The sequence below is a fragment of the Synechococcus sp. MIT S1220 genome, from assembly GCF_047303025.1.
GTDB lineage: Bacteria > Cyanobacteriota > Cyanobacteriia > PCC-6307 > Cyanobiaceae > Parasynechococcus.
In genome coordinates, this window is the sequence record NZ_CP138939.1 from 1059291 (window position 1) to 1078392 (window position 19102).

The 19102-nt window shown below is 47.0% G+C and carries 26 protein-coding genes; 8 read left to right on the plus strand and 18 right to left on the minus strand.

Annotation, left to right across the window (positions count from 1 at the left end; translation table 11 throughout):
* The 5 genes from SIB64_RS05045 to SIB64_RS05065 form a co-directional block, all read right to left on the minus strand.
* Positions 1–522, minus strand: a complete 522-nt coding sequence (locus tag SIB64_RS05045; RefSeq protein WP_413442199.1) for a phycocyanin subunit beta — start codon at positions 520–522, stop codon at positions 1–3.
* Positions 523–707: 185 nt separating this feature from the next.
* Positions 708–1487 (minus strand): phycoerythrobilin:ferredoxin oxidoreductase, encoded by a 780-nt coding sequence (locus SIB64_RS05050; RefSeq protein WP_413442200.1) that lies wholly within the window; start codon positions 1485–1487, stop codon positions 708–710.
* The gene (locus tag SIB64_RS05055) at positions 1484–2191 is read right to left on the minus strand and encodes a 15,16-dihydrobiliverdin:ferredoxin oxidoreductase (RefSeq protein ID WP_413442201.1); all 708 of its coding nucleotides are present in this window, start codon (positions 2189–2191) and stop codon (positions 1484–1486) included. The genes SIB64_RS05050 and SIB64_RS05055 overlap by 4 nt, the downstream gene beginning before the upstream one ends.
* Before the next feature lie 5 nt (positions 2192–2196).
* Positions 2197–2805, minus strand: coding sequence for a phycobiliprotein lyase (locus SIB64_RS05060; RefSeq protein ID WP_413442202.1), 609 nt, complete (start codon positions 2803–2805; stop codon positions 2197–2199).
* Positions 2806–2866: 61 nt separating this feature from the next.
* Positions 2867–3100 (minus strand): hypothetical protein, encoded by a 234-nt coding sequence (locus SIB64_RS05065; RefSeq protein ID WP_413442203.1) that lies wholly within the window; start codon positions 3098–3100, stop codon positions 2867–2869.
* A 272-nt stretch (positions 3101–3372) separates the two neighbouring features.
* Between SIB64_RS05065 and cpeB the strand changes: the two genes are divergently transcribed.
* From cpeB to SIB64_RS05080, 3 genes are all read left to right on the plus strand, one after another.
* Positions 3373–3927 (plus strand): class 1 C-phycoerythrin subunit beta, encoded by a 555-nt coding sequence (gene cpeB, locus SIB64_RS05070; protein WP_413442204.1) that lies wholly within the window; start codon positions 3373–3375, stop codon positions 3925–3927.
* A 57-nt stretch (positions 3928–3984) separates the two neighbouring features.
* Complete coding sequence (gene cpeA / locus SIB64_RS05075; RefSeq protein ID WP_413442205.1) at positions 3985–4479, plus strand: class 1 C-phycoerythrin subunit alpha; 495 nt, start codon at positions 3985–3987, stop codon at positions 4477–4479.
* 189 nt (positions 4480–4668) lie between these two features.
* Positions 4669–5094 (plus strand): DUF2656 family protein, encoded by a 426-nt coding sequence (locus SIB64_RS05080; RefSeq protein WP_413442206.1) that lies wholly within the window; start codon positions 4669–4671, stop codon positions 5092–5094.
* Between the two features lie 3 nt (positions 5095–5097).
* On the opposite strand, the gene SIB64_RS05085 is transcribed toward SIB64_RS05080, so the two are convergent.
* Positions 5098–5508: a hypothetical protein gene (locus SIB64_RS05085; protein WP_413442207.1), complete on the minus strand. Its 411-nt coding sequence runs from the start codon at positions 5506–5508 to the stop codon at positions 5098–5100.
* Positions 5509–5676: 168 nt separating this feature from the next.
* Here SIB64_RS05085 and SIB64_RS05090 point away from each other — a divergent pair, with 168 nt between their 5' ends.
* The gene (locus SIB64_RS05090) at positions 5677–7008 is read left to right on the plus strand and encodes a HEAT repeat domain-containing protein (RefSeq protein WP_413442208.1); all 1332 of its coding nucleotides are present in this window, start codon (positions 5677–5679) and stop codon (positions 7006–7008) included.
* A 107-nt stretch (positions 7009–7115) separates the two neighbouring features.
* On the plus strand, positions 7116–7760 hold the full coding sequence (locus SIB64_RS05095) for a HEAT repeat domain-containing protein (RefSeq protein WP_413442209.1): 645 nt from the start codon (positions 7116–7118) through the stop codon (positions 7758–7760).
* Positions 7761–7812: 52 nt separating this feature from the next.
* Here SIB64_RS05095 and SIB64_RS05100 read toward each other — a convergent pair whose 3' ends face one another.
* From SIB64_RS05100 to SIB64_RS05125, 6 genes are all read right to left on the minus strand, one after another.
* A complete protein-coding gene (locus SIB64_RS05100) occupies positions 7813–8154 on the minus strand; it encodes a Nif11-like leader peptide family natural product precursor (protein WP_413442210.1) in 342 nt (113 codons plus the stop codon).
* A gap of 601 nt (positions 8155–8755) precedes the next feature.
* A complete protein-coding gene (locus SIB64_RS05105; protein WP_413442211.1) occupies positions 8756–9652 on the minus strand; it encodes a HEAT repeat domain-containing protein in 897 nt (298 codons plus the stop codon).
* A 233-nt stretch (positions 9653–9885) separates the two neighbouring features.
* Complete coding sequence (locus SIB64_RS05110; protein WP_413442212.1) at positions 9886–10767, minus strand: phycobilisome rod-core linker polypeptide; 882 nt, start codon at positions 10765–10767, stop codon at positions 9886–9888.
* A 373-nt stretch (positions 10768–11140) separates the two neighbouring features.
* Positions 11141–11638, minus strand: a complete 498-nt coding sequence (mpeA, locus tag SIB64_RS05115; RefSeq protein ID WP_413442213.1) for a class 2 C-phycoerythrin subunit alpha — start codon at positions 11636–11638, stop codon at positions 11141–11143.
* A 47-nt stretch (positions 11639–11685) separates the two neighbouring features.
* On the minus strand, positions 11686–12222 hold the full coding sequence (locus SIB64_RS05120; protein WP_413442214.1) for a bleomycin hydrolase: 537 nt from the start codon (positions 12220–12222) through the stop codon (positions 11686–11688).
* A 161-nt stretch (positions 12223–12383) separates the two neighbouring features.
* Positions 12384–13580: a HEAT repeat domain-containing protein gene (locus tag SIB64_RS05125; protein ID WP_413442881.1), complete on the minus strand. Its 1197-nt coding sequence runs from the start codon at positions 13578–13580 to the stop codon at positions 12384–12386.
* Positions 13581–13896: 316 nt separating this feature from the next.
* On the opposite strand from SIB64_RS05125, the gene SIB64_RS05130 reads away from it, so the two are divergent.
* The 3 genes from SIB64_RS05130 to SIB64_RS05140 are packed head-to-tail and all read left to right on the plus strand — an operon-like array spanning position 13897 to position 14794.
* Positions 13897–14217 carry a hypothetical protein gene (locus SIB64_RS05130; RefSeq protein WP_413442215.1) on the plus strand — a complete coding sequence of 107 codons (321 nt, stop codon included), beginning with the start codon at positions 13897–13899 and terminating at the stop codon, positions 14215–14217.
* 2 nt (positions 14218–14219) lie between these two features.
* A complete protein-coding gene (locus SIB64_RS05135; protein ID WP_413442882.1) occupies positions 14220–14501 on the plus strand; it encodes a Nif11-like leader peptide family natural product precursor in 282 nt (93 codons plus the stop codon).
* A gap of 59 nt (positions 14502–14560) precedes the next feature.
* The gene (locus SIB64_RS05140; protein WP_413442216.1) at positions 14561–14794 is read left to right on the plus strand and encodes a Nif11-like leader peptide family natural product precursor; all 234 of its coding nucleotides are present in this window, start codon (positions 14561–14563) and stop codon (positions 14792–14794) included.
* Between the two features lie 6 nt (positions 14795–14800).
* On the opposite strand, the gene SIB64_RS05145 is transcribed toward SIB64_RS05140, so the two are convergent.
* The 6 genes from SIB64_RS05145 to SIB64_RS05170 all read right to left on the minus strand — a co-directional run bounded on the left by SIB64_RS05145 (position 14801) and on the right by SIB64_RS05170 (position 19048).
* A complete protein-coding gene (locus SIB64_RS05145) occupies positions 14801–15106 on the minus strand; it encodes a CpeR family transcriptional regulator (RefSeq protein WP_413442217.1) in 306 nt (101 codons plus the stop codon).
* Positions 15107–15109: 3 nt separating this feature from the next.
* On the minus strand, positions 15110–15724 hold the full coding sequence (locus SIB64_RS05150; protein ID WP_413442218.1) for a chromophore lyase CpcT/CpeT: 615 nt from the start codon (positions 15722–15724) through the stop codon (positions 15110–15112).
* A 13-nt stretch (positions 15725–15737) separates the two neighbouring features.
* Entirely contained in the window at positions 15738–16271 is a 534-nt protein-coding gene (locus SIB64_RS05155; RefSeq protein ID WP_413442219.1) for a phycobiliprotein lyase, read from the minus strand.
* The gene (locus SIB64_RS05160; RefSeq protein ID WP_413442220.1) at positions 16268–16453 is read right to left on the minus strand and encodes a hypothetical protein; all 186 of its coding nucleotides are present in this window, start codon (positions 16451–16453) and stop codon (positions 16268–16270) included. The genes SIB64_RS05155 and SIB64_RS05160 overlap by 4 nt, the downstream gene beginning before the upstream one ends.
* A 120-nt stretch (positions 16454–16573) precedes the next feature.
* Positions 16574–17308, minus strand: a complete 735-nt coding sequence (locus tag SIB64_RS05165) for a phycobilisome rod-core linker polypeptide (protein ID WP_413442221.1) — start codon at positions 17306–17308, stop codon at positions 16574–16576.
* Between the two features lie 93 nt (positions 17309–17401).
* A complete protein-coding gene (locus SIB64_RS05170; protein WP_413442222.1) occupies positions 17402–19048 on the minus strand; it encodes a phycobilisome rod-core linker polypeptide in 1647 nt (548 codons plus the stop codon).
* Positions 19049–19102 lie beyond the last annotated feature (54 nt).

Sequence of the window (19102 nt, forward strand, 5' to 3'; positions counted from 1 at the left end):
TCAGGCAACTGAAGCGGCAGCTCTGTCGAAGTAGGTGCCGATTTCGTTGGCGATGTTGGTGCAGTCGCCAGAACTGCAATACGTGCCTGCTTCGAGCACCATGGCCAGGGCAGCTTCCTTCATCAGGTTGACGCCGGCGGCGACGGAGGCACCGGGTGTGCCCAGGGCGAGGTAGGTCTCACGCAGGCCATTCAGGCAGCGGTCCTCCATCACGGAGGCGTCACCGGTGAACACAGAGTAAGTGACGTAGCGCAGGATGATCTCCATATCACGCAGGCAGGCAGCCATGCGGCGCGAGGTGTAAGCATTTCCGCCAGGTGCAATCAGAGCAGGCTGTTGAGCGAAGAGCTCACGAGCTGCGTTGGCAACGATTGCAGAGGCGTTGCTGGAGATGCGGTTAACAGCGTCCAGACGCTTATTGCTGTCGGATACAACGGCGGCGAGAGCATCAATCTCGCTGGTGCTGATGAACTGTCCCCGGGCATCAGCCTGGGCGACAACCTTGGTGAAGGCGTCGAACATTTGGAACTCCTTTTGGCAGCGTCGAGTTGGGTGTCACAGACACCAGAAGGGACATCGTAAGCAAGGTCCCGTCAGGGTCCGCAAGATTCTCGCGAAGTGCTCAGAGGCCTCCCGAAAGCTGTTCATAATGCTTAACTCCATCTGCTGGCAGGGGATTTGATGGTGTGGCGACCGGTTTTTACCGATCAGAGATCGAACAGCACGGTGTGGATGTAATCCTCAGTCCACTCGCTTCCATAGAAGCGAGTCAACATCCCGCGAGCCGGGTCTTTTTCAGCGCGGTAGTCGGTGTAGCGGCGTTGACCGGCCAGGAGTAAGTCTCGCCGGTTATCGGACACCGGTTGAGCTTCTGAAGCAAGCTCCAAGTAGAGGTTGAGATACTCCTGAAAAGCAGGACGGACGACAGTCGCGATGAGTTCATCGCCTTCTGCTCCAAGAGGAAGGCGTGTCCATAGGAACCCTGGCGAAAAATACGGCTGGGCCTCCGCCGGAATCGGCCCCCCATCCGGCAGTTTGCTGCGCCAACGCTCGAAAATCGGCAGGAGACGATCCCATACATGCTGCGTATGGGCCTCATCGCTTTTGTCGGCGGGCTGCAGGTCCAGCGCAAGCAGATGGCCTGAAGGGAGTGTCACCAAATCCCCTCCGAAAAAAGGCAAATCGAAGCGGGCCAGTGGATTGATCACGAAATTCAGCACCGAGGCAGCGGCTCCACCGCTCACACAGGCCGCGCGAACCTGTCTGAATTTTTCCGTTTTGCAAGCCCAAGTGGCTGTGGTGACCGTGACAGGCTTGGATTTTGAGCCGGTTTGGTCCTCTTTCAGAAGAAATCGCTCTTCAACGGGATAAGGCTGAATTGCCAGGGGTTCCAGTGCCTGAACCGCGTCATCGAGGAAGGGTTGCCAGGCCCAGTTGGGAAGAACAACCGGATCGGTGCTGTGGTGGCGTGGAGGTGTCGTGATCATCGGTTGGCTGAAGCGGGGAAGAGAAATTCATGCAGAAACCGATCTGACCACTCTTTGCCGAAATGGCTGGTGAACAGCCCATGGGCTGGATCGCGTTCGGCGCTGTAGACGTCATATTGTTTTTGCAAGATCTCGACGTCTTTTGGAAGAATGGTTGAGGTTGTTGATTCAGCCTCGTCATGCAATATCCAATAAGCCTTTAGAAACGCACTGAAAGCTTGAGGTAGGGATTGGACGGCTTGCTCAGCTCCCCCACGACAGAACAATAACCAGGGTGAAAAGTATTGGTTTGGATCGAAGGAACGCATTGTTTCTTCTCCATTAAGGTCGGGAAATCGCTGATTAAGAGCGATAAGACCTTTGAAATGGCGATCGAGGTAGTCCTTGTTTTGAACGAGAGGCTGGAAATCAAGAACAGCGACGAGTTTTTGACGTGCTCCAAACCAGAGCAGATCAACTCCCATCAAAGGATGGTCATAGTTGTATTCTGGATAGGCAACAGAATTCAAAACTTGAAGGCTTTCGCCAGCATCAAGCCGAGTGACTCGCCATCGGCGAAAGCCAGGAACTTTCCAAAGCCAGCTACGAATCACACTATTTTTTTTATCGGAATGCTTGAGCTCTAACCCTTCAGGCACATCCATTTGGCTGCCCCCGCGAACTTGAATATCCTGCTGGAGCTCATCGAGGAATGAGTCAAACATGTTGATTAGTCGCCTCCTTTTAAAATGTCACTTTGATTCCTTGCTTGTTCCGCAATGGCATTGATGTCGGAATCTGTTGGGCATCGAAATTCAGTGCAATATGTCGTCATGGCAACGCCGTTCAGGCACTGAACTGAACTAACCCTCATCCTAATTTGATCTGTTACAAACCAGCAACGTTCAATGCCCACATTGGTGTCGTAACGCGTTGTAATTGTTACAATACCGTCGTCTGCAAAATAATATGTGCTCATGACAGGTTGTTTTTCTACGTATCCAACATCTCGAAGTAGAAAACCTTGTCTTGGATTTGTCCGTTTTGGGACATCGATTACTACTGCAGCATAGTCATCATTTCTGACTCCGACTTTGATGTTGCTCTCCCACCAGAATCTTGCGCCGCCTGAGCTTTCATTTGTACTGATATTTAGTGCCTCGCAGACTTTGCTAACTGCAGGGTCCTCTGCGCTGAATGGCTCAATGATCAAGTTGGAATCGGCTGCTTCGTCGTCTTGATGGTCGTGGTGATGAACGGCACGTCTGTTCAGCCAAGTCCCTCGACTGGCTTCAAAAAAATCAGCCATGGTCATTGGGATAGATGATGTGAGTGTCATTGACTAGGGATTGGTGTATTGAGGGATTTCATCACTCGATTCACAACAAAAGGGATTAAAATTAGGCAGATTGTGAATTTCTTTGGGCAACTAATTGGGTCATTATCTCGTCTAGGCGTTGCAATTCTGGGTGCTCTGCAACAGTGGCGTCTATTTTTTTCTGGGAGAGGCGAAGTTTTTTACCCAAACCTATGACGTCTTTATAGAGGCGATCTCTGTAGGCAGCGAGTTCATCGATGGAATCTTGCAGTTCCTGAGCTGTTGGGACGTCAGAAGCTGGAGTTTGGTCTGCCATCTGATTCAAATCAATTTTTTGATCTTAGACCGCGCTCTTGCCTGGGTAGATCATCGGGATTGCTTTGTTCAAAGGCATGGTTTCTTACCTCACGAGGCCCGCCTGGCTTGTGTAGGTGACAAACTCTTGCGTGATCCTCCCTATTTCAGGAGTCCTTCAAGAACCTGGGCTTAGCTTGAATCAGCGCTTCCGGCCTTGGGGTTTCAAGCCAATCGGTTTGGTTTCCCACGCGGTTTCAGAAGCACTGCATCTCCAAAACTGTCTGGCCCCCAATGCTTGACGCATTTTCCCGCACAGTCGTCAGCGCTGACGCCAAAACTGCACCCGTTGGTGGTAGCGAGCTCGCTACCCTCCGCTCCTATGTGCGTGATGGCAACAAGCGTCTTGACGCTGTGAACGCCATTACCTCCAATGCCTATTGCATCGTTTCCGATGCAGTGACTGGCATGATCTGCGAGAACACCGGCCTGATCCAAGCCGGTGGTAACTGCTATCCCACTCGTCGCATGGCTGCCTGCCTGCGTGATGGCGAAATCGTGTTGCGGTACATCAGCTATGCCCTGCTGGCTGGCGATGCGTCCGTGCTCGATGATCGTTGCCTGAATGGCCTCAAAGAGACCTACATCGCTTTGGGTGTCCCAACGCAATCTGCAGCTCGCGCTGTGGCCATCATGAAGTCAGCTGCGACTGCCCTGATTGGTCAGACCAACTCTCCCGCTAGCGGTGGTTCCAAATATCGCAAGATGGAGACCACTGCGGGTGATTGCTCTGCACTGGTGTCTGAAGCAGGTGCCTACTTTGATCGCGTGATTGGCGCCATCAGCTGAGCGGTATCTCCGTCTTCATTTTTTCATTATCAGCACCACTATTTCTAAGGATCTCAAATGAAATCCGTTGTCACCACTGTAGTGACCGCAGCTGATGCCGCTGGTCGCTTCCCTTCCCAGAATGACCTTGAGGCTGTTCAAGGTAATATTCAACGGGCTGCTGCTCGTCTTGAAGCTGCTGAAAAGCTTGCTTCAGGTCTTGATAGAGTCACTCGTGAAGCAGGTGATGCTTGCTTCAACAAGTATGCTTATCTCAAACAGCCCGGAGAAGCTGGCGATAGCCAGGTAAAGATCGACAAGTGCTATCGCGATCTTGGCCACTATCTGCGCTTGATCAACTATTGCTTGATTGTTGGTGGTACCGGACCTCTCGACGAGTGGGGTATCGCTGGTGCACGTGAGGTTTACCGGACCCTCGGCCTTCCGACCAACGCTTACATCGAAGCTCTCACCTATACTCGCGATCGTGCATGTGCACCTCGTGACATGAGTGCTCAGGCTCTGAATGAGTTCAAGAGTTATCTCGATTATGCGATTAACGCTCTCTCCTGATCACGTTGATTCAAGGAATGAATGAATGGAGGGGCTGAGGCCCCTCTTTTTTGTTGGTAACGCGTTGATGTCAAAACTCTGTTGAAGCTATCGACAACAATTCTGGACGTCGCGAAAGGGGGCTCTAGGTCTATTGCTCTCGCAGAACCCGCTCAAACTCGCCTAAGATTCGAAGGAATGCTCTGCACAATGACAACGTTTGTTTTGTCTCACAATCTTCAAGTGCAATCTGAGATTGTTCCCACCTTTAATTTGAATGCCTTGGCAGATGGTCTCAAAAAACATAGTCAACTTATTAACAATGTAGGGGTCCTGCAACATCCACATTGGATCTTGTTGCTTGAGGCAACTTGCACCCCCACGGAAATGGCATTCGATTTAATTCATGCCTGGAAGTCTTTAAGAAGCGAACTAGGCCACGACACAAGTCATGTTGTGTTGGCTTTGGGAGGTCGAAAAGATACCGCAGGTTTACCTGGGTCACCACTGCAGGAAGGTTATTGGGGAGTTGATCTGGTTGAAACGCCAGATTCCACAGAGTTTCTTGCTGCGATTAATTGGGCTGAACTCAAAAAAGGTCGCCCAGTTGATGGAGTTTTTGAATTATCAACCTAAATTCTATTGATTTTTGTTTGATTTCCGTCGTGCTCGTCGCTGATTGCGTTTTGAGTTTTTCTCTTGGTCGTTACCATTCTTGAGTTGTTCATTATTGTTGACTTTCAAGCTGTTTGATTTTTGCCGACGGTTCTGATTGCCTGGACTTGCTACCTCGATGTGTTTTTTGTCTGCCTCCATACTCATTTTTTTGTCAACTGGACCAAGGGATCCAGATTCAATTATTGGTTCTAATGATACATCGTCATGCGTACTATTTATTTTGTATGATTGATGATTTTTTACGCTTTTGATTTTGATTCCGCTGCATACATTTGTATGCATCCATCGATTGAATTGATTAAAGGGAATTTTAGTTGTTCTTGTCGTTGAAGGTTTTGGACTTCTCTCTAAGTCAATGGTAATCGAAAGCATTCGTTCTGAGAACGGTCCCATCGCTTCTTTCTTGTGACTGTATATATATTGCCTTGAAATGATTCTTTTGAACCATGCAAACATTTTTCTTATTGGCAATTGATTCAATTGTTACGCTTTATGGTGCTGTGCTACGCTTTAAGAAATATAGATATGTATGGTGTCTAGATGAAGGGTTTGTTTGACAATATCCATCCTGAGCTTAGCCAGGATAATGCTATCGAAATCCTTTCAAGAAATCCAGAAGATCTTTCTTGTGCAAGTGATTATTATATGGCCGTATCGCGCCTGATTAATTATCCCGGAGAAAGAACTGAGCTTGCTTTGATTGAGTTTTTGAGCAGTTCCTCCATTGAAGACTCAATTCTTTTGGCAAAAAGAAAAGCTGTTGAGATTCTTGGCCGCATGAAAGCTTTTACTGCAGAATTGGAAATTGGTAAATGCTTGAATAGTAATGATATTTATATGGTGGAAAATGCGGCCTGGTCATTGTCTCAATTGAGTTGCAAGGATGAGGGCCTACACCAATTAATGCTGAAACTTTTGAGTGATCCCAGGCAGAATCAGAGGGTCTTAATTCAAAGTCTTTCGCAACTTAAGGTTCAATCTGCTCTGCCAATGATTACTCAATTGCAAAGTAGTGAACGACCGGGTGTTAAGGGTGCCGCAATTGCGGCATTGGTTCACTTGACTGGTCAGAATGAAAAAATTGATGTTTTAGGAGATCATTTATTCCTTTCTAATCAAATGGATCGGCAGTCGTCGATTCAAGACATTATAGATTGCCAGGCATCTCAATTATTGCCGCAAATTATTGTTTCTCCTGTTTCACCGGTTTTTCGAATGCGTGCAATTAGGTTATTGCTTGACCCTCTCAATATGAATGATTTGCATTGCGATTTCATGTCTATGATTGAACAAACCCTTAGTGATGATCCTAGAAAAATAAAAGTTTTGCATCACTGCGATGCATCTTTGCAAACAAATGATTTGGTTCTTGGTTTATATCATCCAGATTTTAGTCGCTGCTATCTTTCAATGCAGTTGCTCTTGATGTGTGACCCGGTTGATTTGTGGAGTTCTCTTGAGCACAACTGGCATACCAAGGCACACAATGATTATGGTGCTCATTATTTTTTTATGCGCCTGTTTGGTTTGATTGACGGTTGGGAGGAATCTGCAATTTTTTCGATCCAAGAAATATTAAAGCATGCGATTGAGGATCAGCGTCCACAATTCAAGAAATCTGGACCAGCTGCTATTGTTTCATTGGCCAGATTATCCCCTGATGCTATAAGACATTATCTTAAAAGTCTGCTTTCCTATGAAATTACTCCGTTCTGGGAAAAGCGTTATGCGGCACTTATTGCCATGGATTGTTACCTATCTGCAGATCAAAGGATGCTATATCAAAAACAAATTGAGGATGTAGCCAAAATGGATCCTGATAAAATTATTCAACTTAAAGCTAAGTCAGTTGCGGCTGCAATGATTCGCTGATCTGCACTTTTCCACTATTGGTTGCCAAAGCAGCCGATCAATGACTATTTTCTTCATTTCGCGGGTTCGGTGCTAAGCTAAAAAAGCTTAGGCATTTATAAACAACTATGGATGAAACGAAGGGCGCATCTCTGGACGATTTGTTTCAGGATTTAATGCATCCTAATCCTAAAATACAGGAAGCTGCGTGTTTCACAATGGCAGAAAAATTTCCTGATGAAGCAATGCCTAAGTTGTTAGAGCTTTTTGAACATAATGATCCCAAGGTGTATCGTGCTGCTGTTAAAGGTATTGGCTTTTTTGGTTATCCAGCATATGGGAAAGTGCTTGAGATTTTTGCAACGACTGAGAATCAGACTGCCAGGAGATGTTGTCCTAAGGCATTTGTTCAGTTGTTCAAAAATTTTCCAAATCAACCTTTCCCGGATGAAGTGATGATGATGCTAGAGGAGTCTATTGATGATCAAGATACTGTTGTTGTACAGGGAGCCTTAATGTGTTTGGGGCAAATTGGCAAACAAGACTTAGGTGGAGAGGATGCCGTCAGGATTTTGGCTCAATCATTGAAGAGTGAAAATATTGCCCTGGTTTACAGTGCGGCTCAAGCTTTGGCTGATGTTGATCATCCTAAGGCGGAAATAGTTTTAAAGGATCTTGCCACTGGTTCGGACGATCCTCTGATCACTGAAGCGGCTGAATCTGCTTTGGCGCGCTATCAAACTCTCACAGCATCAAAAAAACAAAGTCAGTGACGATGAGCAATGATGCTGATTATATTTCAAATGTTGATGCTCTAGATCGATGTCATGAAACAGGACTCAAGCCTGCATAATAACCACCTTCGCGGAAATTATAACGTTCGACCTTATCCTCTTTGCTACACGTAGTCTGTGAATAATGAAGAAGAGTTGTATATCCTTCAGGGACAAGTTTTGGACATAAGCGGCCAATATCATTTGCATAGGGACAGAAGTACACGCCAGCCCAACGGTTGAGGAAACGGCCTTGAATTTCTTCCGAAAAATCAAAACCATGCAGTTTTGCGAGTCGTAGAATTTCTTCGGGCTGTGCTTCTGCGAATAAACTTCTGAAGCTTGTGTCCTCCTCCAGAACGCCAATGAAGCGGATGAATTCGGCTCTTGACATCAATGTAGTTAGATCTATCAATATCCTATCAATCAACTATCGTGATTGATCCACTAATCGTCTTATTTTTTATCAGAGCGTCTTGTCGTTTTGTGTTGATGCCGTGTCAGCGGGGGAAGAGCAAGGTTAAGTATTTTTGACTAATTGTTCCGCTGGCTTTTCCTTGACTTGATGAAGCTTTTGCGAGGTTTGATTCTATGGATTGATTACACTTCATATCTTCTAGGAAAAATATTTTTTGTGTTTTAATAGTTTTTGGCAGTCGGCGAATTTAAGTTAGCCGCACTAAAACTGAACTGCTCTCAGGCTGTTCAGTCTCTCCAGTCAGTGAAGAGTGTATGGCTTAGTACGTGTATTCTTCGCCATGAGAAGCTTAGGTATTGTTGTTCTTCGTCAGGTCTTTCTCGCTTGATTTGAGTTGATGCTTGATGGAGCATTAATGGCTTGGCTCGGTTTTTGAACTGCGAGTTTGTCTTGTGATTGTTAATCTGGTTATTGTGTCCATGTCATATGCAAAAGCATTTGAATTTTACTGATTTTTTGATGCAGTCTCTACTTGCTTAGGGGTTGGTGTTTTTGTACATCTTTTTTGTGGTTGGCTTTAGATTTTGTTTTTGAGTATTTTAATGGCTGCACTGATGACTGCTTTAACGTCTGGATCGCTTTCATCTTTTTCGGCAATCAAAAGTTCTTCTATTGTTTCGGTTGCGTCAAGCTTCATCAATGACATTGCTATATTTTTTCTAACTTGCACGTTGTTGTCGCGAATTTTTGCGATAAGTAAGTCTTGCACGTCTTCTGCATCGCACGATTTCCCAATTAGAGTAGCTGCTTCTGCCCTAACATCGGAACTGTCGTCGTCTAAAGCTTGAAAGACCCTCGCTTGTGCTTTTTGATCTCCGAGGGATTGGATTTGATCACCTAGAGCGGCAACGGCAGCAACTCTTACCTCAGAACATTCAGAATCTGCGGCTTTGAGAAGTGCCTCAGGTGCTTTTGCTCCAATGAAACTAAGAGCGAGATTGATTAAGCCAACTTGAAAGGGTGAGCAATCAGGATTCACCAAGATTCCAAGTAACGACTCCATGGCATCTGGTCCGATGGTCGCCATCGCACCGGCAGATGATCCTAGGACGACTGGATCATCATCCTCAAGAAATGCTTCTAAGAGATCGGGAAGGGCCTCTTTGCTCCCAATCAGATTAAGCGTTTTAGCTGAAGCTCTGCGAACAACGACATTATTGTGATGTCGAAGTGCATCGCAAAGAATAGGGATTGCTGCTTCTCCTACAGCTCCAAGACTTTTTGCAAAAGTTAGACGCAGAGCTCCCCTTTGATCTCCGAGTCCTGCCACCATACGTTTGATTGATTCGGCATCCGTTCCTGGAATCTCTCCTTCGTTTAATTTCAGGGTTAGCTCGTTAGCAAGATGAAGCGCTTCTTCGTCAGTGAGCTTGCTATCTCTGAGTGATGATTCGTCAAGGGATTCTTGGATCACTGTCCGAGCTAGATATGCCGTCTCTTAATCTAATGGATGCCTGGCGTGTGATGGTCCTCACTCAGCAGGTACGTGGAGAATATTGCAACGCGAGGCCGTTGTTATTACATGCTCAATGGCAGCGCGGATGACAACCGCATTTTTGAGAACATAAAAAACTCCCGTTTCACAACGGGAGTAAATAAATCAAGAAAATTTCCTTGCAGGGCGATCTTCTTGAAAATTTTAGTTGATCAGAAATGAATGCCGAAGGGGCGGAAAGGAACATAATCGGTCACTTTAGGAGGATTATGACCGGTGTACTTCTGCTCGGGGAGTTTGGGCATAATCCTCGCTGTGGCAATATACGTGAAGCTGACTGGCTTCATGGCTGTTGCAGCTGCTGTCGCCAGTGGGTAGACAGTTCTACTCTTCTTTCCTTGAGCATTGTCACTAATGGAGACTTTGGTACCGCCTAATTCCCTCATTAAATTGAAGGATAAGGTCACCATGCCAGCATAGGAATCAGTGGTTCTATTGTATGGAACAATATCCGAGCCAAAGACTTCTGTGTACTCTGCACAATCAGTCAGGCTATCGATCAGTGCATCAAATCCTTCCTCAGCTTGCAGCTTGATGCTTTTTTGAACTTCTGCTTGATCAAGAGGTGCACGTCCGAGCAGATGCTTGAAATTCAACTCAATTCCACGCTGAGGCGCTACAGAATGGAAAAAATTGTCCTTGTAGAACGGAGACTTAGCCAGGCCATTGACGAAGTCACGCACAGTAATCTCACCATTCATCAGCCTCGCCTCGAGTGATGTGCAGCGCTCGTTTTCTGTCGGCGGAAGATTGCCGAAGACCTGGCGATAGGCAGCAATGATGGTGCGCTCTAAGGCTTCGCTACTTCCAGGGTGATACTCGTCGGAGGTCACCGCAAAGGGGCATTCGCTGTAGAGACGGGGACCAATTCCGATGCCCATCGAAGCACATGTATTGCGCTTGAAATCAGCAATGGCACCAGGCACGGTGCGGTGAACAGTATTTTTGCCAGCTTTGTTGGAAGTGGAATACGAAGCAGGCTTCGTGCGGTTGGCAGCCGCTAGACCTTCTGGACTCGTTTGCGTACTGAGCATGATGAGGAGTTGGGTAGAGTTTGACAAAATTGTTCCCTCCCAAACATGCTGGCCAGGTCATGAATTGATTCGGCGCCTTTTAGCTTGTTGGAGAGGAGGGTGACAATGGAGATAGTTGATCAATCCGTGATCTATAAAGGATTGATAGACCACTGTTCCCATACGTTATCTTCAACGGTCAGTACAGTCACCAACGCATTGGTAAGACGATGGATATTTTCGAATGATGCAGAACCAATCTTTTACTCAATAATCAATTCGTTCAGTAGGACTGAAAAGAGCAAAGGTGATGTGGGATTGATTAAAAAAAAGGGTGGGCATCGCCCACCCCCCCTGCTATCAATTCGAGTGTATCAATCAATCTTGAGCTGGATCAGCCCAGGGAGTTGATGACGTAATCGAGAAGCTGGTTGTAAGCGGTCAGAGCCTGAGCGCTCATGTCGCGAGGGGCACAACCGCGGGAGCGGATGTGAGCAAAACCAGCAACGTAGGTGCCAGCATCAATGCTGAGAGCCTTCAGAACTTCTTTCTGACCATTGATGGCCAGCTCATCCAGAGGGCCAGTGCCGCCGGTCACCAAGCAGTAGTTGATCAGACGCAGGTAGTGAACGAAGTCACGCTTGCACTTGTCCTTACCTTCAGTAGCGCACTTGCGTGGCTGACGGCCTGTAGCGCCGTTGGGGTACTGAGAGTAGACAGCGTCAACTGCTTCTTGAGCAACGGCGTCATAGTTGCTGGCAAGCTTCTCAGCAGCTTCCAGACGTGCAGAAGCGCGCTGGATGGAACCCTGCACGGACTCCATGTCGGAGGCGGAGGGGAAGCGTGATGCGCTATCGGCAGCGCCGACGACGGTGGTGATGACGGACTTCATGATTTAGAAGAAGGGTGTTCAGGTGTGCTGAAAAATGAATCGATGGTTCAGCTGATTGCGCTGATCACCATGTCGAAGTAGCTAGCAGCTTCACCGGCCAGGTTGGAGCAATCGCCGGAAGTCAGAGCCATTTTCTTGGCCTGGCTATTGGTATTGGTGATCAGACCACCAGCAGCAGACTTCATGATTGCAACAGCGCGGGATGCTGAACCGGTGGGAACACCCAGAGCGGCATAGGTCTCGCGAAGACCATTCAGGCAGCGATCCTGCAGCACGGATGCATCACCAGCCAGCAGGGCATAGCTCACATAACGAAGGACGATCTCACCGTCACGCAGGCAAGCAGCCATCTTGCGGTTGGTGTACACACCACCGTTAGGAGCGGTCAGACCGGTGTTTTCGCAGCAAATGCCAGCGATAGCATCAGAAACGATGCATGCAGCGTTGGAGGACAGAGCATTCACTGCGTCGAGACGCTTGTTGCCATCAGATATGAAGGACTTCAGGGAGGCCAGCTCGCCTCCGCCGATGAATGCACCGCTGGAGTCGGCCGCTACGGCCTTCCTGGAGAATGCGTCGAGCATGGTTGTGGGTATGTTGTTGGGGGATGCAAATCCGCATCACGGATGACAGTAACCCTGCTTTCTCTGGTCAAATCGACAAGCAGCCTGTCAAGACACACAAGTTGACATATGGATAGGAAGTATCCGGTTCAGTTCGTTTCCCCAACCACAAACAAGTCTTTTCATGACAACTGTTTAAGGACTTGTTGGCATGTCCATTTCAATGGTATCCATTGGGCTTTTTCAGAAAGCTCTTTGAGTAAGGGAATCTGATCATTTAGACCCAATCCAACACAGCCCCATGCGGCTGCAATCCTTGACTTGGTGTATTGCGGAATAGTTTCTGCCAATGCAAGACGAATCAGGTCACTTCGTTCGTCTAATGCTTGAAGACTCACGACAACCGTGAGGTAGTAGTGGATGACGTAATCACTCCATAACTTTTGTTTAATTTGATCGATCAGATCCAATTTTTCCGGTATTTGCATCCTCATGAGGGCTACCGCACCCCCGTATTGTCGCGCTTCATCGCGATGTTGAAGGTTGTTTTCGATATGCTCTGGTTCGCTGGGACATATCCATTCAGGCCTCAGTTTCAGATTCTGAGGATGATCTTGAAGCAATTGTTTCACTAACGTTTCGTGCTCTTGCGGAACGCAGCATGTTTTGTCGGGGTCGACCAGTTGGAAGGCGCTTTTCGCTCTTAGGGACATTGAGGCAGGTGCGGTGACAAGTGCCTCCAGTCGTGACACATCCCCTGCGTCGCCAAGATCGATCACAGCTGATTGTCTGCGACCTGCTATGGGGTCTGCCAGCTGAGGAATAAGCAGGTCAAGCCCTTTTTTCTGATTGTGAACTCGAGCTAAGTAGGCTCTTGCTGCTCCAGCCACAAGAGGATTGCTGTCGTTTTGTAAGAGACTGATCTCAGGCTTGGCTGTTTCGATACCTAATCGAGTGTGAGCTTGAATCACTGCACGCTTTTGAATGTCTTCTCCGTCAAGCACTCGTAAAAGTTGTTCTTGATCAGAACCACTGAGTGGACTCCCAATCCTTGTAATGGCATCAATGGCATTGATGACTGCAGGTTGATCCGAACAGTTGAGAGAACGAAAGAGTGCCGGAAGAGCCTTTGAACTCTTTCGGCGTCCTAGGGCGTCAATTGCTTTTCTACGAGTGATGCGATCAAACAAATTCTCAGGGTTTAATTCTGCGGCTTGGATGAGAATATTTAGGCTTTTGTCGGAGTTGCTTACCCCGAGGCGTGTCGCGGCCATATATTTGTCAACGGGACGCTCAAGCGTGTCTGGGTCAGCAAGAATCACTGCCATGGCATGCTCTTCCGATAAACCTTCGACCAGATTGTCAAATCGTTCGGCCATGGTTGATTTGTCGATCAGCGTGTTGAGGCATTCTCGCATTCCAAACTACAAGCTGGCTTCGGATTGCGCTGGGTTGAGTTCTTCAGCAGAGTTTGATGCATGTACAATTTTATTCTTCATTGGCTTTTTTAGGTCGAAACCCTATCCCTGCAAGCGTCTCAGTCGTGTTCCTGTTTATTCAACAGTGCATTGAATGATCGCTGATAAGTAAGAATCGATAGAGCTTCCATTCACAATGGTAAGTTACTAAGATTCTTCGAAACAATATTAAGAGTCGTCATGCCTGATAGACTTTGTTGAGTACTTCCCTGGTGTGATGCCTGTTTCAGCTGAGCTCGAGCAAGCTCTTCCGCGATTTGTTGAATATGTCAAAGGAAGCACAGAAGTTCAAAATCAGTTGCATGCTGTGACTGAAATTGATCAACTAAAGGGAATTGTCAATGGTATTGATCCAGTGTTAACTGGATCTGCTTTAATTCCCTATGAGCAAGCTACAAGTCCGCCAAAGATTACAATTGATTCAGGTATTCTTTCAGAAAACATACTGTGGAGATTGCTGCGTTGCCCCGGTGGACCACTTGTTTTGCAGATGATTTGCAAGCAAGTTAATTTTGCTCTATGGATTGAAAGCTGCTAATGATGCCTGAATCTCCCCTTGATCAATTTGTTCAAGCAGTTGTTTACGATCACACGACGGCAACAGGTTTAAAGAAATGTACGAATCATGTTGAAATAGTTGAGTTCGCATCTTCAATTGATTATTGTTTCACAATGTCGGAATGGCAGGATTACTTTAGAAATGATTTTGCTGATTTGACACCAGCTCAGCAAGAGTCAATACGATCGTTCGATCCACAGCATTGGTCTTGGGCTTTTCGGCAGATTTCGTCTTGGCGAGCCATGCTTATGGAAGGGGCTTAGTTTTTTGTCTGTGTTGCTATTGTTTCGCTATAATCAAGGAACTAGGATTTAGTTTGGCCATGTCCAACTCAGCTGCTGATGTAGAAAAAGATTCTATCCTTGAATCTTTTATTTCATTAGCACGACAGGATGAAACTCTCAAGGATGAAATTAAAGCTGCTTTAAATCAAGATCAAGTCATTGCTATCGCTGCTGCACGTGGTTATGTATTTGACTCTTTAACAATTTTGAGAAGGTGGAGTAAGCATAATGATTTTTCGCAAGATACATGGCTGGGTTGGTTTTCTGAGTGAATTTGATCAGGTGTTTATTTCCGCATATCTTGTCTCCTTTCCTCCTTTTTTAGCCCAATAAGTGACAAGGCTTTCACCGCCAGGTCTTGGAACCGAAGCGACCGCTTGCAATATTTTGAAAGAACGCCTTGGGCCCATGGGCCAATTGCCAATAGCTTTTACAGATCTTATCCTGCCTCCGATTGATTGGATGCAGGAATCAAATTTATCGAGCTGAGTTTGATCAACGGTTTCAAAAATAAAATCACTCCCTTCACAGATTAGGTGGTGTGATCGAATCCATGCTTTCATCTGTTTTTCACTGTCAAGCATTCTTCAGTTGAGTTGTTGAATCCACTCTGAGTTAATAAGATCTGAAAGATGGCTCACTCTTTTAAATCTGAGTTGGCCATGCTCTGAGCCCCAGAGTTGTTCATCGGTTTCTGGATCAAAGCCTCTGTCACGACTGATCCAAATCTCTTCGTTCACTTCTACTTCACTCACCAGATACGTTAATTTTCCATCACGTGGTACTAGACAATTCTTGCCGGGTTCTACTGAGCCAATGTAATGTCCTGCCCGCTTTGTTTTGAAATGCATCGCACAACCACATCTTGGCTGAATCCTATGAACATCGATGGCTTTCAAGAGCTGTGGATTTTTACCTGCTCCAGCTAGCCTTGAACTATTGTTAAATCCGTAGTTTTCCATAATAAAAAGACCGTCTTTTTTCTTTAATTGATGAAGACCTTGACGATAGGGTTCCCATGGAGAGTAATCATAGCATTGTTCAGAATAAAAGCCTGGACCATGGAATATAGTCCATGGTAAAGGTCTGAAAAAAATATTGATGCGCGCAAAATCTTTGGGATTTCCTTGTGATTGATCATAGTTATCATATACACCTGCGAGTGTATTTGCGAAGAGAATAAGATCTTCTTGGCTGTTCATTGTTGTCAATGTATTATGTGCTGACGCGACGCACTTCTGAGGCGAAAGATGTCTGTAGGATTCCAGAGCCGGCTGATGTTTTAAGTACGGAAGATCTGCAGCGTACATTCTCCGAGACAAACCATATTCTTTCTTCTGCAATAGACTGCTCATAAGAGGTGGTTAGCGTAAATGTCCCATCACTGAGAAATTGATAACTTGACTCGGCCGATTCGGATTCTGCGTAACCCACACTTCGAAATAACTTGCCAGAATTATCGGTCTCTTTGATGGGAATTATGATGCAAGAACCACTGGAAACTTCGTTGGGATCATCGGGCTCCCAGTCACTTTCAGCGCACCATTCCATCTTGAAAGGTGCAATAATTTGAGATTTATCAGATGACAAGGAGTTGATGATTTTGTTTAAATCGGGATGATCTTTATCTATCTTTTTTATAGTTATCTCGCTTAAAACATCTTCAAATTGCTGGAAGGCGAGAGAATGGCCAGATCTCATGGAGCGCCATTCGCCCTCACTTTGAGCAACAAATTGCTCAATGTTCATTTCTGATCAGAATAGAACGAAGAGTCTAGTTGCTGATCGTCCAGTTTGGGGCGATTGCTTTGCAGCATATTTACCATGGAATCGATCATCATCGACATGGCCATAGGCGTTGCAGCCACAGATTGCTGAAAGGCGTTATTCGAATCGTTTTGGTTGCTGGAAGTTGGGCGAAGAATCGGCATGATCGCTAATTTTGATCAGACGTGGTGTCTAAGAAAAAATCTATGCATGATTGATTCCTGGTTTCCCACGAATCAATCATGCCTTAGATCGTTGGTTGTAAGCCGTGAACGACAGAATGATTAAGCCTTTGCAATAGAGAGGATTTTTCCTCCTTGAGCCTGGATGCTTTGGATGGTCGCTGACATCGAACGTTGAGTCACAACAGACTTTTGCACCACTCTTCTGTTGGCTCCAATCTGACGCCTTGACGTCCAGTTGATGGTCAGGGCTGAGGCATTGCCGACGCTCTTTCTTTCTAATATGTTAGGAGTCTTTCCAGTGGTCAGGCTGTCGAGGAGTCTTGAGTTCCGTTCGGCACCATCAAAACCTGCATAACCACTCTCAACCGCGTTGGATCGAGTGTAGTTAATTGTGCGACCTCCGGTAATACTCTCAAGGGAACGATTGTAGGGGACCTGGTCTACACCAAATGCGGATAAATATTCTGCACTATATGTATAACTGGCGATTTCAGCTTCGAAACCTTCGTCTTGAAGAAGGCGCACGTGTGATAACAACTCGGTTTGATCATGTGGCGGCCTGCCGAGTAAATGTTTGAAATTTAGCTCTACAAAACGATAAGGGCTATTGCAATCAAAAAAGAGCTTTTTGTAGGTATCAGATTGGGCTAATGCAGTAACGAGACCTTGAACAGTTAGATCTCCGTTCATGAACAATGCTTCAAGCGATGTGTTGACATCCAGCTCCATCAAATGGCGATTACCGAAGACCTGGCGGTAAGTCTGCTTGATCACGACAGCAGCGTGACTAGTATCAACATTTGGTTGTGCTGAAAGAGTCGTGGTCTCAGGCATGGTTCTGGGAGTTTTTTGTTGGATGCAGGGAATGATTTGCCTCCTCAACGACAGTCGATCAGGAGGCTTTGGTTGATAGTCAGAAGACTTCCGTTACATCACTTCAGTGATGGAAACGATTTTGCCTCCACGGGAGTGGATGTACTTCATCTGGCTTGACATGTCTTTGCCTGAGACCAAATAGGTGCTGCCAGCTGTACGTTGGCGCGAACGAGCTGTTTGTGCGGCCACCACGATTCGGAAGCGCTTCTTGGTGGGATCAGGGGCACCTGACTGCGTACCAGTGCGGTTGATGCGGGTGGTAGTTGCGCTCCAGCCACTTGGAACCATTCCCGTGGCAACGGAGGTCACCAGTGAAGAACTACTTAGAACGGTGTCACTAGCTGCGAAACCTTCGGCCAGGCTCAGATGACGGTTAAAAGCGACTTGTGAACGTCCGTTTTCGGTGAGGATCCGAGCAAAGGGAACCGTATCTTCACCAAAGGTTGTTTGATACTCCTCACTATCGACGTAACTGCAAATCTCTGCTTCATAGCCACCTTCAGCAAGGATTTTCGTGTGTTCACTGATTTCAGCCTGGGATTGCGGGGCACGACCGAGGAAGTGCTTGAAATTGAGTTCAATGAAGCGGTAAGGAGCGCTGGTTTCAAAGAACCGGCGCTTGTATTCGGCTGACAAACCAACAGCACGGACGAATTCACGGGTGCTCAGGTAACCATCAATAAACTTGCTTTCAGCTGAAAGAGCACGTTCAAATTCCATCATGTGGGGGTTGCCCATCACCTGCTTATAGGTTGCGCGGATGAGAGCATTGAGTTGGTCAGCGGTATCGCCGGGGCAACGTTGATAGGTCTCTTGTTCCCGCTGACCCAGTCCAAAGGTCACGTAGGCATCGCCCCGCATTGGAGCTGAATCTCGGCCACTCGTGACCCCTGGTTCCCGGCTGCTGAAACGACCCGTGGTGAAACTGGCGCTTGGTCGAACACCAACGACTTGACTTGGAACGCTGATCCGCGGAGCGATTCCAGTGGCCAGGCTGCGCGTTAAAGCTGCGCCGCCCCCGCGGGCACTGTCGCTACCAGCGAAGCTCTTTTGGAGTGCTGCCAACAAGGGGAAGGCAGCGGTTGAGAGGTCTGCTGGTGAACTCCAAGAACGAGCGTATGGAACGTTGTCGCTGCCAAAAACTTCCAGATATTCAGCTGAATCAACAATGCTGTCGATCAACGCATCTTGACCATGCTCAGCCAGCATGGAGACCTTGGCTGAGATCTCTCCCTGGGAGTGAGGAGCACGACCAAGAAGGTGCTTGATGTTCAGCTCAATGCCACGCTGGGGGCCGACTGCGTTGAAGAAGCGACTCTTATAGAAGCTGGATTTTGCCAGTCCTCGAATGAAATCACGGACAGATAGGCGTCCATCTTTGAGCTGTACTTCTAATTCGGTGCAACGCTCGAAATCCATTACATGAGCATTGCCAAAAACTTGGCGATAAGCCGCTGCGATCACCTCATCAAGTGCAGCCGCATCGTCTGGGCTGTAACACTCAGTGGTGACGCGATGGGGGCAATCTTCATGACTGCGGGGTCCCACCCCAATGGCCATTTGATCGCAGGATTGCTTGAGGAACTCACCAATTGTGAGTGCTGCTTTTTGGCTTGATTGACCTTTGCGCTGGAAACCGACGGGATCGCTCCACTTAGACGTTGCGCCGAAACCGAGTGAAGAAGATGTGCTGGCCATTGGTCTGTTCGAGTGGGAGATGTTGGAGGTTTAAGACTTCAAATTCGATTGCTT

Coding starts and splice junctions, on each gene's coding strand:
- SIB64_RS05130 (WP_413442215.1), top strand. CDS start 13,897: ATGCCTGTTTCAGCTGAGCTCGAGCAAGCTCTTCCGCGATTTGTTGAA.
- SIB64_RS05110 (WP_413442212.1), bottom strand. CDS start 10,767: ATGCTCAGTACGCAAACGAGTCCAGAAGGTCTAGCGGCTGCCAACCGC.
- SIB64_RS05125 (WP_413442881.1), bottom strand. CDS start 13,580: ATGGCCGAACGATTTGACAATCTGGTCGAAGGTTTATCGGAAGAGCAT.
- SIB64_RS05085 (WP_413442207.1), bottom strand. CDS start 5,508: ATGCTTTCGATTACCATTGACTTAGAGAGAAGTCCAAAACCTTCAACG.
- SIB64_RS05140 (WP_413442216.1), top strand. CDS start 14,561: ATGTCCAACTCAGCTGCTGATGTAGAAAAAGATTCTATCCTTGAATCT.
- SIB64_RS05170 (WP_413442222.1), bottom strand. CDS start 19,048: ATGGCCAGCACATCTTCTTCACTCGGTTTCGGCGCAACGTCTAAGTGG.
- SIB64_RS05100 (WP_413442210.1), bottom strand. CDS start 8,154: ATGTCAAGAGCCGAATTCATCCGCTTCATTGGCGTTCTGGAGGAGGAC.
- cpeB (WP_413442204.1), top strand. CDS start 3,373: ATGCTTGACGCATTTTCCCGCACAGTCGTCAGCGCTGACGCCAAAACT.
- SIB64_RS05065 (WP_413442203.1), bottom strand. CDS start 3,100: ATGGCAGACCAAACTCCAGCTTCTGACGTCCCAACAGCTCAGGAACTG.
- SIB64_RS05055 (WP_413442201.1), bottom strand. CDS start 2,191: ATGTTTGACTCATTCCTCGATGAGCTCCAGCAGGATATTCAAGTTCGC.
- SIB64_RS05150 (WP_413442218.1), bottom strand. CDS start 15,724: ATGAACAGCCAAGAAGATCTTATTCTCTTCGCAAATACACTCGCAGGT.
- SIB64_RS05145 (WP_413442217.1), bottom strand. CDS start 15,106: ATGCTTGACAGTGAAAAACAGATGAAAGCATGGATTCGATCACACCAC.
- SIB64_RS05135 (WP_413442882.1), top strand. CDS start 14,220: ATGCCTGAATCTCCCCTTGATCAATTTGTTCAAGCAGTTGTTTACGAT.
- mpeA (WP_413442213.1), bottom strand. CDS start 11,638: ATGAAGTCCGTCATCACCACCGTCGTCGGCGCTGCCGATAGCGCATCA.
- SIB64_RS05155 (WP_413442219.1), bottom strand. CDS start 16,271: ATGAACATTGAGCAATTTGTTGCTCAAAGTGAGGGCGAATGGCGCTCC.
- SIB64_RS05090 (WP_413442208.1), top strand. CDS start 5,677: ATGAAGGGTTTGTTTGACAATATCCATCCTGAGCTTAGCCAGGATAAT.
- SIB64_RS05080 (WP_413442206.1), top strand. CDS start 4,669: ATGACAACGTTTGTTTTGTCTCACAATCTTCAAGTGCAATCTGAGATT.
- cpeA (WP_413442205.1), top strand. CDS start 3,985: ATGAAATCCGTTGTCACCACTGTAGTGACCGCAGCTGATGCCGCTGGT.
- SIB64_RS05045 (WP_413442199.1), bottom strand. CDS start 522: ATGTTCGACGCCTTCACCAAGGTTGTCGCCCAGGCTGATGCCCGGGGA.
- SIB64_RS05050 (WP_413442200.1), bottom strand. CDS start 1,487: ATGATCACGACACCTCCACGCCACCACAGCACCGATCCGGTTGTTCTT.
- SIB64_RS05160 (WP_413442220.1), bottom strand. CDS start 16,453: ATGCCGATTCTTCGCCCAACTTCCAGCAACCAAAACGATTCGAATAAC.
- SIB64_RS05165 (WP_413442221.1), bottom strand. CDS start 17,308: ATGCCTGAGACCACGACTCTTTCAGCACAACCAAATGTTGATACTAGT.
- SIB64_RS05060 (WP_413442202.1), bottom strand. CDS start 2,805: ATGACACTCACATCATCTATCCCAATGACCATGGCTGATTTTTTTGAA.
- SIB64_RS05120 (WP_413442214.1), bottom strand. CDS start 12,222: ATGCTCGACGCATTCTCCAGGAAGGCCGTAGCGGCCGACTCCAGCGGT.
- SIB64_RS05095 (WP_413442209.1), top strand. CDS start 7,116: ATGGATGAAACGAAGGGCGCATCTCTGGACGATTTGTTTCAGGATTTA.